Consider the following 12,490-nt stretch of genomic DNA (forward strand, 5'->3'; position numbering starts at 1 on the left):
CGAGCCGGCGCTTCGTACCCTGGCCGGGTGACCCTGCGACTGCTGGAATTCGTCGTGGCCGGCAACGAGGCCAGCGACCTGCTGCCGGTGCGCTCCGTGGCGTTGCTGCGCGCACACGGCGCCCGGCGCGGCTTCTGGACGGTGCTCGACGAGGGGCCGGTGGAGCGCTGCCTGGCCCTGCTGCTGGAGCGCGACGACGGCGAGTGGGTCGCCCGGCACGTGACCGCCGACGCCGGGGCCGAGAACGGCCGGACGGAGGACGGCGAGGCCCTGGCCCACCACGACGGCTGGGTCTACGTCTTCGGCTCGCACTTCGGCTCGAAGGGCGGCCCGCTGCGCCCGCGACGCGCCTTCGTGGCCCGGTTCCGGGAGGACGACGCGGCGGGTGGCGCGCTGCCGGTGCAGGTGGTGCGCAACCGGTTCCGGCTGCACCGGGCGGTCAACGACGCGCTGCTCAAGGCGCCGTTCACCCCGCTGCCGCCGGGCGCGCGGGTGCGGGCCCGGTTCATCGGGGAGACCGTCGCGCGCGGCACCGCCCGGTCGAAGGGCTGGGTCAGCCGTCTCGTCCCCGACGACCTGCCGCTGAACGTCGAGGCTGCCGCCTTCACGCCGGCCGGCAGCGTCCTGATCGGACTCCGCTTCCCGGTCACGGCTGACGGCGACCCGATCCTGGTCGAGCTGACCGGTGTGCCGGGCATGTTCGACCCCGTGCCGACCTGGCCGGAGGCGGCGGGCGCGTACGTGTTGACCGGGGTGACCCCGCCCGGCGCGCTCGCCGGCTTCCGGGCGATCGCCCCCACCGACGACGGCGGCTACGCGGCGGTCGTCGGGTCCATCGACGCGCTCGGCAAGGGCTCGGTGCTGCTCGACGACCACCCGACCGGCGGGGACGTCACCTCCCGGCACGTCCGGTTCCCGCCGCCCGGCGACGGGCATCTGGTCCCCGGTGAGCTGGTGGCCGACCTGGTGCCGTTCCACCACGTGGAGGGGCTGGCCGAGCTGGACGGGCGCAGTTTCTACGTCACCGACGAGGACCACCGCGTGGCGCTCTGGGTGGGGTGAACGGGCGGGCGCCGGCCGACGCGGGGAGCCACGGCGGGCCGGCGGCCGGGCAGCACCTCTGCGGAGCAGGCCCGCAGACCCTCGTGGTGCCGCCCGGCCCCCGGTCCTCCCCGTCCCCCAGGGCACCCCGGTCCGCGAACGCGTCGCCGACGCGCTCGTCCCCGTGTGCGGGCAGTGGAAGCATGCCCAACCGCCACCATGGACGTCGAGGTTTTTCAGCTCAGGCTTAAAGACGGAGATAAGTGCCGCCCGGGTAGGCTGCAACGGTCACCCGGCATCCCCTCGGCCGGGCGACACGGGAGCACTCCATGCTGAAGATCTATTTCTCCGCCGAGGACATCCTCCGGACCCGGGTGGCTCCGGCGGCGGACCCGGTGTGGGAACTGATCCTCAGTCTGCACCTGCTGCCGGGTCGCGGCCGGGACCCACTGCTGGCGGGCTGGCGACGCAGCGTGACCCGGGCACTGCGCCAGGGCATCGGGTCCCCCGGCCTGAGGCTCCTCCTGTCGCTCAATCCGCCCCGCGGCTACTTCCCCGACTTCCTCACCCCCTACCAGAGCGTGTCCGGGTTCGAGGCCGGCATGGAGGCGGTCCGGAGCACTCCCGTGTCGCTGCTGCAACGCGACCTGTCGCTGCTCGCCACCGGCCACACCCTGCCGGCCGGTGCCGCCGCGGTGGCCCGGGGCGAGCCGGACATGCTGCGCGACCTGACGGGCGCGATGGCGCAGTACCGCGACCTGGCGATCGACCCGTACTGGGCCCGGATCCAGGCGGCCGTGGAGGCCGACCGGTCCCGGCGGGCCCGGGCGCTGCTCGACGGCGGGGTGGAGGGGCTGCTGGCCAGCCTGCGGCCCGCCATGCACTGGGAGTCCGGGGTGCTCCAGGTCCGCGGCTACCCGCACAGCCGCGAGCTGCACCTGGACGGGCGCGGTCTGCTGCTGGTGCCCTCGTTCTTCTGCGCGCCCACCCCGGTTGCCCTGCTCGACCCGGCGCTGCCCCCGGTCCTGGTCTACCCGGTGGACCGGCTGGGCGGGCTGCTGCCGGCGCCCGCCGAGGGCGCCGGCCCGGGCACGCCGGACACCGGACGGGAGGCGCTGGCCGCGCTGCTCGGCCGCACCCGGGCCGCCGTGCTGGCGGTCAGCGACGACGGCTGCACCACCGGGGAGGTGGCCCGCCGGCTGAACATCTCACCGGCCGCCGCCAGCCAGCACACCACCGTGCTGCGCAATGCCGGCCTGCTGGTCAGCCACCGCGACCGCAACAGCGTCCTGCACACCCTCACCCCGCTGGGGCGGGCGATGCTCAACTCCTGAGCGCCGAGCCCACTTCCGCGCCCCGCGTCGTCCACCTTGCACCCGCGCCGCACAGGCGGGGCGGGGAACCGGGGGCGGGAGGCCCGTCAGAGGGCCAGGCAGGCGGCGGCGGGGGCGCCGGCGGGCGGGGGGAGCGGGAGCGAGGCGACGCCCTCCGCCGCCAGGGCGGCGCGCAGGCGGTGCAGGTCGGCGCCGAAGCGGACCAGCTCGGTCGGGCCGGCCGGGGCGGCCGGGGAGCCGAGCACCAGCGCCGTCGCCTCCGCCGGCCAGCCGGGCACGGCGGTGACCATCCCGGCGCGTACGGCCTCGTCGGTGACCAGGGTGAACTCCGTGCCGGGCGCGACCACGCCGGCGACCGCGGCGATCGCCCGCCGCACCGCCTCCCGGTCGGGCGGGGTCGGGTTGGGGGCGTCCGGCAGGGTGGCGGCGGCGGCCAGCCCGGCCGCCCTCGCCTCGGCGGTGCCCAGCGAGAACAGGTCCATCGTGGCGTCCCGGACCAGCGTCGCCGCACCGGCGCCGTCGTCCGGCCGGGGCGCGGTGAGGTAGCCGCGCACCACGGCGACCGGGACCTGGTCGCACTTGCCCTTGATCAGCTCGCCCGCGCCGGCCAGCTCGTCCACGACCGCCATCTGGGTGAGCTGGAGTTCGTTGCCGTACGGGTCGACCTCGCCCCGGTGGTCGCGGATCGCGTCCATGCCGGCGACGCCGAGCGCCACGTCGGTGAGCCCGTTGCGCCAGGGCCGGCCCATCGTGTCGGTGATGATCACCGCGACGTCGACGTGGTAGCGGTCGCGCAGGGCGGCGCGCAGCGCCCGGGCCGAGGCGTCCGGGTCCGCCGGGAGCAGCACCAGCCGGGTCTTGTCGACGTTCGAGGCGTCGATCCCGGCCGAGGCCATCACGAAGCCGTGGTGGGTCTGCACGATCCGGGTCGCGCCCCGGGTCGCCACCACCCGCGCCGTCTCGGCGGCCAGCACCTCGTCCCGCGCGGCGAGCCGCTCCGGCCCGTCCGCCGGAACGTCCACCAGCCGCCCCTCCGACTTCGAGACGATCTTGCTGGTCACCACCAGCACGTCGCCGTCGCGCAGCCACGGCGCGGCGTTCGCGATCAGGGCGGCCAGGTCGTCGCCCTCGGACACGTGACCGATGCCCGGCACCGGCAGGATCTCCAGCCTCATGTCAGCTCCAGTGCGGCGCGGACCATGGCCGCCGTCGCCGTCTCGTCGGTCATCAGCAGCGGCACCGCGCGCGCCGTCACCTCCGGCACCACGACGCCGGCGTCCTCCTCGGCGACCAGCCAGCCGTCGAGCAGCCCGCCGGCCGCCCGGCCGCCGTAGAGCCGGCCCACCCCGGCCGCGCTGCACTCGACCCCGAGCACCTCCAGGCAGCGGTCCGCCATGCCGCGCACCGGCGCGCCGCCGATGATCGGCGAGACGCCGACGACCGGGGCGGGGCCGTCGGCGACCGCCTCGCGCAGCCCGGGCACGGCCAGGATCGGGGCGATGCTCACCACGGGGTTGCTCGGCGCGATCAGCACCACGTCGGCCCCGGCGATCGCCGCCACGACGCCGGGCGCCGGCTTCGCCGTCTCCGCGCCGACGAAGACGAACCGGTGGGTGGGGACGTTCCCGCGGTGGCGCACCCACCACTCCTGGAAGTGGATCGCCCGTTGGCCGCCGTCGGGCCCGTCCGCGCCGGACTCGCCCGCGACCGCCGGCCCGCTCACCACCACGTGCGTCTCCAGGCGGTCGTCGGTCGCCGGCAGCAGGCGTACGCCCGGCTGCCAGCGGGTGGCGAGCGCCTCGGTGACCGCGTGGAGCGGGTAGCCGGCGTTGAGCATGGTCGTGCGCACCAGGTGGGTGGCGACGTCCCGGTCGCCGAGCCCGAACCAGGTCGGCTCGGCGCCGTACGCGGCCAGTTCCTGCTTGACCGTCCAGCTCTCGTCGACGCGGCCCCAGCCCCGCTCGGGGTCGGCGCCGCCACCCAGCGTGTACATGACGCTGTCCAGGTCGGGGCAGACCTTGAGCCCGTGCAGGAACAGGTCGTCGCCGACGTTGACCACGGCGGTCACCTCGGCGCCGACCTCGCGGGCGTACGCCCGGACGCCGAGCAGGAAGCGGGCGCCCCCGATGCCGCCCGTCAGAACCACGATGCGCATGCCGAACATCCTCGCGCACGAGCCGCCTCGGATCCGCCGCTGGCCCGGGAGACTAGGCTCACGTCGGCAACTGTCCGCTTTCGCCCCAAGGGGGATCCCGTGACCAGCCCCGCCGAGCCCGCGTCCACCGACGCGACGCAGGCCAGCCAACTGACCAAGCCGCTGCGGGAACTCGCCGCGTTCGTGCTCCTCGGTGCGAACGCCGTGTTCCTCTTCGTCGGTCTGATCCGGTTGCTGACGCCGGCCGAGTACGTACCCTTCGCGGGCCGGGCGGGCAACGCCTTCCCCGCCTTCGTCGGCATCGAGACGGTGGCCCTGCCGCTGCTGGCCGTGCTGCTCGCCACGCACGTGCGCCCTCCGGCGCCGAAGGCGAAACTGATCACCCAGGTCGCCCTCGGCGAGTACGCGGTCAGCGCGCTGTTCGGCGTGCTGACCTTCCTGGTCTGGACGCTCGACCTGCTCTCCGAGGGCGAGGTCCTCGACGCCTTCCTCGGCCTGCTCTCCCGGGTGGCCTGGCTGGGGCTCCTCGCGCTCGCCGCGTTCGTCGTCTTCAAGATCTGGCGCACCCTGTACTACGTCCCGAAGCCGAAGGCCCAGCCCGGCGTGTACGGCCAGCCGCAGCCCGGTTGGCCGCAGCAGCAGGGCGGCTACCCGGCCCCGGGCCAGCCGGTCCCCGGTCAGCCTGGCCAGCCGATCCCCGGTCAGCCGGGCGCCTGGCCGGCCCCCGGCCCGTACGGCGCCCCGTACGGCCAGCAGCCGGCGCCGTTCGGCGGCCCCCAGGCGACCCCGCCGTTCAACCCGGCGCCGCAGCCGGGCCCGCCGGCCGCCACCGCGCCGCAGTCGGCGCCCCCGTTCGGGCCGTCGCCGACCGCCCCGCCGTTCGGGCCGCCGCCCTCGGCCGAACCGACCCAGGCGATCCCGCGCCAGTCCGTCGAGCCCACCCAGTCGATTCCGCGCCCCACCGACGGGGAGCCGGACCTCACCCAGCGCATCAACCCGGGCGACACCCCCGACGCCCCGCGCTGACCGGACGGCACCACCCGAGCGCCCCGCACGACCACGTGCGGGGCGCTCGCGTTTCCCGACGCCCGACGCCCGACGCCCGACGCCCGACGCCCGGCCCCCGGCCCCCGGCCCCCGGCCCCCGGCCCCCGGCACTCGGCCCCCGGCACTCGGCCCCCGGCCCCCGGCACTCGGCACTCGGCCCCCGGCACTCGGCCCCCGGCCCCCGGCACTCGGCACTCGACCCCCGGCCCCCGGTGCCCGGCACTCGGCACCCGGTGCCCGGCCCCCGGCCCCCGACGCCCGGCCCCCGGCCCCCGGCGTCCGGTACTCGGCACCCGGCGTCCGGTGCCCGACACCCGGCCGGGCGGTCGTGTCCGGCGTCCCGCTGGGCGGCCGGTCCGGCGGTGGGGCGAGGGTGCGTGCCCTTGTTCACGGTGTGGGCCGGGCGGGCGGGGTGCGGCCGGCGAGCGCTTAGGCTGGGCGGATGGTTGATCGCACCGAGCCCGGCCCGAGTGACGCGAGCGTGCGGCGGGCGTTGCGTCGGGCGGCGACCGGGCGGGCGCTCGACGTCGACGAGGCCACCGCGCTGCTGAGCGCCCGGGGCGACGCGCTGGACGAGCTGCTCGACGTCGCCGGCGCCGTCCGCGACGCCGGGCTGCGCGAGGCCGGGCGGCCGGGCGTGGTGACGTACTCGAAGAAGGTCTTCATCCCCCTTACCCGGCTGTGCCGGGACCGCTGCCACTACTGCACGTTCGCCACCGTGCCGCACCGGTTGCCGGCGGCGTTCCTCGACCGCGACGAGGTTCTCGCCATCGCGCGGGCGGGCGCGGCCCAGGGCTGCAAGGAGGCCCTGTTCACGCTCGGCGACCGGCCGGAGGAGCGCTGGCCGGCGGCCCGGCAGTGGCTGGACGAGCGCGGCTACGACTCCACCCTGGACTACCTGCGCGCGTGCGCGGTGGCGGTGCTGGAGGAGACCGGGCTGCTGCCGCACCTGAACCCGGGCGTGCTGTCCTGGTCGGAGTTGCAGCGGCTGAAGCCCGTCGCGCCCAGCATGGGGATGATGCTGGAGACCACGGCGACGCGGCTCTGGTCGGAGCCGGGCGGCCCGCACTTCGGCTCGCCGGACAAGGAGCCGGCGGTCCGGCTCCGGGTGCTCGACGACGCGGGCCGGGTCGGGGTGCCGTTCACCACCGGCATCCTGATCGGCATCGGCGAGACCCCCGCCGAGCGGGTCGACGCGATCTTCGCCATCCGGCGTGCCCACCGGGAGTACGGCCACCTCCAGGAGGTGATCGTGCAGAACTTCCGCGCCAAGCCGGACACGGCGATGCGCGGGATGCCCGACGCGGAGCTGCACGACCTGGCCGCCACGGTGGCGGTGGCCCGGGTGCTGCTCGGGCCGAAGGCCCGCATCCAGGCCCCGCCGAACCTCATCGAGGGCGAGTACGACCTGCTGCTGCGGGCCGGCATCGACGACTGGGGCGGGGTCTCCCCGCTGACCCCGGACCACGTCAACCCCGAGCGCCCCTGGCCCCATCTGGACGAGCTGGCCCGGCAGACGGAGAAGTCCGGGTTCACCCTGCGCGAGCGGCTGACGATCTACCCCGAGTACGTGCGGGCCGGCGACCCGTGGCTCGACCCGCGCCTGCTGCCGCACGTCGGCGCGCTGGCCGACCCGGCGACGGGGCTGGCCGTGGAGGAGGCGCGGCCGGTGGGCCGCCCCTGGCAGGAGCCCGACGAGACGTACGGCGGCCGGACCGACCTGCACGCCACCATCGACACCACCGGGCGCACCGGCGACCGGCGCGGCGACTTCGACCACGTCTACGGCGACTGGTCGGAGGTGGCCGGCAAGGTCACCGCCGGGGGCGGGGGCGGGACCGACCGCGACCTGCGGGCCGGGCTGCGGCTGGCCGCCGACGACCCGGCGGCGCTGCTCGACCCGCGGCACGCCGACGCCGCGCTGGCGCTGTTCGCCGCCGACGGGCCGGCGCTCGACGAGCTGTGCCGGCTCGCCGACGACGCCCGCCGGGCGGCCGTCGGCGACGACGTGACATACGTGGTCAACCGCAACATCAACTTCAGCAACGTCTGCTACGTGGGCTGCCGATTCTGCGCCTTCGCCCAGCGGGAGCGGGACGCCGACGCGTACCGGCTCTCGGTGGAGCAGGTCGCCGACCGGGCCGAGGAGGCGTGGGCGGCCGGCGCCAGCGAGGTCTGCCTCCAGGGCGGCATCGACCCGAAGCTGCCGGTGACCGTCTACGCCGACCTGGTCCGGGCGATCAAGGCGCGGGTGCCGGGGATGCACGTGCACGCGTTCTCCCCGATGGAGATCGTCACCGCCGCCGCGAAGGCCGGCGTGTCCGTGCGGGAGTGGCTGACCGGGCTGCGTGACGCCGGGCTGGACACCATCCCGGGCACCGCCGCCGAGATCCTCGACGACGACGTGCGCTGGGTGCTCACGAAGGGCAAGCTGCCGGCCGCCGCCTGGGTCGAGGTGGTCGGCACGGCCCACGAGCTGGGCATCCGGTCCAGCTCCACCATGATGTACGGCCACGTCGACCACCCCGCGCAGTGGCTCGCGCACTTCCGGGTGCTGGCCGGGTTGCAGGACCGCACCGGCGGCTTCACCGAGTTCGTGGCGCTGCCGTTCGTACACACCAACGCCCCGATCTACCTGGCCGGCATCGCCCGTCCCGGGCCGACCTGGCGGGAGAACCGGGTGGTGCACGCGATGGCCCGGCTGCTGTTGCACGGCCGGATCGACAACATCCAGTGCTCCTGGGTGAAGCTCGGCGACGAGGGCACGGCGGCGATGCTGCGGGGCGGCTGCAACGACCTCGGCGGCACGCTGATGGAGGAGACGATCTCCCGGATGGCCGGTTCCGGCAACGGTTCGGCGCGTACCGAGGAGCAGTTGATCGCCATCGCGGCGGCTGCCGGACGCCCGGCCCGTAAGCGCACGACCGCGTACGGCCGCCCCCGGCCGTAGGGTCTTTCCCTGTTGCCGGCCGGGTGCCCGGCCGAGCCTCGATCCATTTCGCACGGTGGCTTCTTCGAGTTCGGCGACGACGTGCGATACGAGATCCATATCGACAACGACGGCGACGGGCGGGCGACGTCACCTACCGGTTCGAATTCACCACCGGGATCACGAATCCGAACGGCTTCTCTGTCGCCGGGGGCTGAGCGCCGCCGACGTGACGGCACCGTTCCTCCCCGACTTCCCGTAGCTGGGTACGGGTTCACCAACCCGCCGGCGTGGTCCTCGGTCCCGGCGGCATCGGCACCCTGATCATCTACCCGGGACGGAGCCCGCACGGCCGGGAGATCGAGGTCGGTCGGGACGACGAGCCGCGTACGCACCCGAAGGGTCCGGGCGGGGCGTTCCACCGTCCACCCGGAGCTGCCCGCCGGCGTCCATACCGTCTGGTGGGACGATCGGCCGCCGGCCGGCCGGGTCGGCGGCACTGTCGGCGTGATCGCCGATTTCACGTGGCCGACCAGCGTGCCTCCGGCCTCCGACTGAGCCGGCCGGCGCCGCCCGCAGCAGCGCCCCGTCCACATTGTGGACGGGATGCGGTCGGTCGTTTCCGGCTCGGCGGGCGGTCGACGCGAACTCGGGTTAACCTTGTCCCCCACCAAGATCAACGATGTGGTGGGTGGTCTCTCGGGGGTCTCCATCGGCCTGTCCGGTCGGGCCGGCGGGGAAGCGCCACGGGAGAAAACTCGGGCAACTCGCCGGAGAGGGCGTTACTCGGCCGGGGTCTGAATCGATAGGGCAGGTTGCGAGGCCGGGCGGCCGGGTGGTCGTCCGGAGTGTTGTCGGGAGGGCGACTCCATTATCAAGTTCGGCTTGACGGCGCACGCATTACACGCGTGTAATTTGAATGGGGTTGTTCGCACGGTACGCAACAAATCGGGACCGGACGGACACGCGCGCCTTTCGCGTGGGGGGTTGCAGCGGCGATGACGCCGGTGCGCGACAAGGAGGCTTTTGATGGACGGCCAGCTTGAGGTGGCCGACCTGCTCGGAAACGCGCCGGAGTGGCAGGAGCGGGCGCTCTGCTCGCAGACCGATCCGGAGGCGTTCTTCCCCGAGAAGGGCGGCTCGACCCGCGAGGCGAAGCGGATCTGCTCGCGCTGCGAGGTCAAGACGGAATGCCTCGAATACGCTCTCGGGCACGACGAGCGGTTCGGGATCTGGGGTGGGCTCTCGGAGCGGGAGCGGCGCAAGCTCAAGCGGCGGGCCGCCTGAGCGTTGCCGGGCCGGGGCGGTGGGGGCCGCCCGGCTCAGGCGCAGTCGAACCGCTCGCCGTTCGCGGCGGCATCCGGCGGGGCGGCTCAGGCGCAGTCGAACCGGTCGCCGTTCGCGGCGGCATCCGGCGGGGCGGCTCAGGCGCAGTCGAACCGGTCGCCGTTCGCGGCGGCATCCGGCGGGGCGGCTCAGGCCAACTCGTCCGGGTCGACCCCGAGCAGGTTGGCCACCTGCTCGATGATCACGTCGTGCACGAGATCGGCGAGATCCTCGCGGTCCATGGCGCGGAACTCCAGCGGCCGGCGGTAGAGCACGATCCGTGGGGGCACCTCCTGCCGGCCGGGCCGGCCGGGCAGCAGCCGGGCGAGCGGCACCTCGCCGTCCTCCAGCACGTCGGAGTCGTAGACGTTCAGGTCCGGCGGGACGTCCTCCACCGCGAACTCGACCCCGGCCAACTCCTTGGCGAACCGCCGTTCCAGGGTCTCGACGGTGTCCAGCACGAGGTCGTCGAAGATCTCCGCCTTCGTCCGCGCCAGCGGCACCGTCGCCGGCACCAGCCGCCCGCGCAGGCCGCGCCCGTGCCGGTCACGGTGGGCGCGCCGGCCGGGGCCGGGGCGGCGGTGTTCCGGGCTCGTCATGAGGGACAGGTTAGCTCCCGCACCGACCTGGCCTGCGGCAGCGCGGCGGGTGTGGCGCGGCGCGGGTCGCGCCGGGCCGAATTGTGATCACCGTGACGGGCGTGTCGCAACGCGAAGCGGTGCGCCGGACCCGGTAATGGAGATACCCTGCCGCCGTGAGGTCACCACGGCGCTGCTCCCGTAACGGCTGCCCCCGGCAAGCGGTCGCCACGCTGACCTATGTCTACAACGAGTCGACAGCCGTGGTGGGGCCGCTGGCCGCCTTCGCCGAGCCGCACACCTACGACCTCTGCGAGCCGCACGCCCGCAGCCTGACCGCGCCCCGCGGTTGGGACGTGGTCCGGCACGAGGGCGAGTTCGAGCCCCCGCCGCCCACCACCGACGACCTGGTCGCGCTCGCCGAGGCCGTCCGCGAGGCCGCCCGCCCGGTGGCCCCCCGCCCACCAGAGGACGACGACAGCCTCAACACGGCCCCCCAGACGGGCCGCCGAGGCCACCTCCGCGTAATCCCCCCCACCCACTAACCCCACCCACCCCGCCTCCGCGCGCCCCCGCCCCCGCGCGTTGATCATGAAGTTGTTGGCATGCGCTTCGGCGTGTCGCGGCAACAACCTCATGATCAACGGGCTCGTGGGTGGGTGGGGGGGCGAGTGGGGTGGTGGGTTAGTGGGTTAGGAGGCGGGTGAAGAGGGTGGCGCGGCGGGAGGGGCGGTTCGTGCGGTTCTCCGCCGCGTCGGCGGAGAACATCAGCCGCAGGCCCGCGTTCACGGCCAGCCAGCGCAGTGGCTCCGGCTCCCATTTCGGGGAGCGGTGGTTCACCCAGGGCAGGGCGGTCAGGTCCGTCCGCTCGCCCCGGATCAGGTCGGCCAGGGTCCGGCCGGCGAGGTTGCTGGTGCCCACGCCGTCGCCGACGTAGCCGCCGGCCCAGGCCAGCCCGTCGGCCCGGTCGAGACCGACCGAGGCCGCCCAGTCCCGGGCCACCCCGAGCGGGCCGCCCCAGGTGTGGGTCACCGGCACGTCCGGGCCGAGCACCGGGAACAGTTCGCCGAGCGTACGGCGCAGTGCCGCGAAGACTGCCGGCTCCCGGTCGTGGGCGGGGGAGACCCGGGAACCGAAGTGGTAGGGCGCGCCCCGGCCGCCGAAGGCGAGTCGGCCGTCGGCGGTGCGCTGGCCGTAGACGATGACGTGCCGGTGGTCGGAGAAGGTCTCCCGCTCGGCGAGGCCGATCCGCGCCCAGGTCGCGGCGGGCAGCGGCGCGGTCGCGACCATCAGCGAGTAGACCGGCGCGACGGTGCGGCGCTGCCCCGGCAGGCCGGGCGTGTAGCCCTCGGTGGCCCGTACCACCACCGGCGCGCGCACCGTGCCGGCCGGGGTCACCGCCGCACGGGGCCGGATCCGGGTCACCCGCGTGCCCTCGTGGATCGTCACCCCTCGGCGCTCCACCGCCAGGGCCAGGCCCCGCACCAGCCGGGCCGGGTGCACCGCCGCGCAGTGCGGGGTGTACGTGCCGCCGCGTACCCCCTCGGCGGCGCAGCGGGCGGTGGCCTCGTCGGCGTCGAGCAGCGCCAGGTCCTCCGGCCCGAGCCCGTACGCCCGTGCCTCCGCGACGGCTGCGCGCGCCCGGTCGAGCTGGGGGGCGGTGCGGGCGAGCATCACCGTCCCGCCGTACGCCCAGTCGCAGTCGATGCCCTCGGCCGCGACGACCCGGCCGACCTCGGCGACGGTGGCGTGCAGGGCGCGCTGCATGGCGATCGCGGCGTCCCGCCCGTGCCGGCGGGCCAGCGCGGGCAGCGAGGTGGGGAACAGTGCCGAGCACCAGCCCCCGTTGCGGCCGGACGCGCCGTAGCCGGCGACCTGTGCCTCCAGCACGGTGATCCGCAGCGCCGGGTCGGCGACGGCGAGGTAGTACGCCGTCCAGAGCCCGGTGTAGCCGGCCCCGACGATCACCACGTCCGCGTCGGCGTCGCCGGTCAGCGGCGGGCGCGGGGTCAGCGGCTCGTCCACGGTGGACAGCCAGTACGACAGGTCCTGGTAGCGCATCGGCCGCTCCGGGTGCGGA

10 protein-coding genes and 1 pseudogene are annotated in these 12,490 nt (G+C 75.2%); 7 read left to right on the top strand and 4 right to left on the bottom strand.

The features are described 5' to 3' along the window. Positions 1–27: 27 nt before the first annotated feature. Positions 28–1,062 (top strand): hypothetical protein, encoded by a 1,035-nt coding sequence (locus ACZ6Q9_RS10395; protein ID WP_396828964.1) that lies wholly within the window; start codon positions 28–30, stop codon positions 1,060–1,062. 308 nt (positions 1,063–1,370) lie between these two features. Then, positions 1,371–2,375 carry an ArsR/SmtB family transcription factor gene (locus ACZ6Q9_RS10400; RefSeq protein ID WP_393258708.1) on the top strand — a complete coding sequence of 335 codons (1,005 nt, stop codon included), beginning with the start codon at positions 1,371–1,373 and terminating at the stop codon, positions 2,373–2,375. A gap of 86 nt (positions 2,376–2,461) precedes the next feature. Here the strand turns inward: ACZ6Q9_RS10400 and ACZ6Q9_RS10405 are convergent, their stop codons facing one another. Together ACZ6Q9_RS10405 and cofD are read right to left on the bottom strand one after the other, a co-directional pair. Then, positions 2,462–3,550 carry a coenzyme F420-0:L-glutamate ligase gene (locus ACZ6Q9_RS10405; RefSeq protein ID WP_393455656.1) on the bottom strand — a complete coding sequence of 363 codons (1,089 nt, stop codon included), beginning with the start codon at positions 3,548–3,550 and terminating at the stop codon, positions 2,462–2,464. After that, a complete protein-coding gene (cofD, locus tag ACZ6Q9_RS10410; RefSeq protein ID WP_396828963.1) occupies positions 3,547–4,530 on the bottom strand; it encodes a 2-phospho-L-lactate transferase in 984 nt (327 codons plus the stop codon). The genes ACZ6Q9_RS10405 and cofD overlap by 4 nt, the downstream gene beginning before the upstream one ends. 99 nt (positions 4,531–4,629) lie before the next feature. Here cofD and ACZ6Q9_RS10415 point away from each other — a divergent pair, with 99 nt between their 5' ends. The 4 genes and pseudogenes from ACZ6Q9_RS10415 to ACZ6Q9_RS10430 all read left to right on the top strand — a co-directional run bounded on the left by ACZ6Q9_RS10415 (position 4,630) and on the right by ACZ6Q9_RS10430 (position 9,793). After that, the gene (locus ACZ6Q9_RS10415; protein ID WP_396828962.1) at positions 4,630–5,556 is read left to right on the top strand and encodes a hypothetical protein; all 927 of its coding nucleotides are present in this window, start codon (positions 4,630–4,632) and stop codon (positions 5,554–5,556) included. Positions 5,557–6,019: 463 nt separating this feature from the next. Beyond that, complete coding sequence (locus ACZ6Q9_RS10420) at positions 6,020–8,527, top strand: bifunctional FO biosynthesis protein CofGH (RefSeq protein ID WP_393455665.1); 2,508 nt, start codon at positions 6,020–6,022, stop codon at positions 8,525–8,527. A 54-nt stretch (positions 8,528–8,581) separates the two neighbouring features. Beyond that, a pseudogene (locus ACZ6Q9_RS10425) lies at positions 8,582–8,706 on the top strand (DUF4331 family protein); the annotation flags it as partial. 829 nt (positions 8,707–9,535) lie between these two features. Beyond that, the gene (locus ACZ6Q9_RS10430) at positions 9,536–9,793 is read left to right on the top strand and encodes a WhiB family transcriptional regulator (RefSeq protein ID WP_007455784.1); all 258 of its coding nucleotides are present in this window, start codon (positions 9,536–9,538) and stop codon (positions 9,791–9,793) included. 188 nt (positions 9,794–9,981) lie between these two features. Here ACZ6Q9_RS10430 and ACZ6Q9_RS10435 read toward each other — a convergent pair whose 3' ends face one another. Then, positions 9,982–10,431: a metallopeptidase family protein gene (locus tag ACZ6Q9_RS10435; RefSeq protein ID WP_089001916.1), complete on the bottom strand. Its 450-nt coding sequence runs from the start codon at positions 10,429–10,431 to the stop codon at positions 9,982–9,984. 155 nt (positions 10,432–10,586) lie between these two features. Between ACZ6Q9_RS10435 and ACZ6Q9_RS10440 the strand changes: the two genes are divergently transcribed. After that, the gene (locus ACZ6Q9_RS10440) at positions 10,587–10,955 is read left to right on the top strand and encodes a DUF3499 domain-containing protein (RefSeq protein ID WP_393258717.1); all 369 of its coding nucleotides are present in this window, start codon (positions 10,587–10,589) and stop codon (positions 10,953–10,955) included. A 139-nt stretch (positions 10,956–11,094) separates the two neighbouring features. Here ACZ6Q9_RS10440 and ACZ6Q9_RS10445 read toward each other — a convergent pair whose 3' ends face one another. Next, positions 11,095–12,471: an NAD(P)/FAD-dependent oxidoreductase gene (locus tag ACZ6Q9_RS10445; protein ID WP_396828961.1), complete on the bottom strand. Its 1,377-nt coding sequence runs from the start codon at positions 12,469–12,471 to the stop codon at positions 11,095–11,097. Positions 12,472–12,490 lie beyond the last annotated feature (19 nt).

The sequence above is a fragment of the Micromonospora sp. NPDC049139 genome (genome assembly GCF_055586845.1).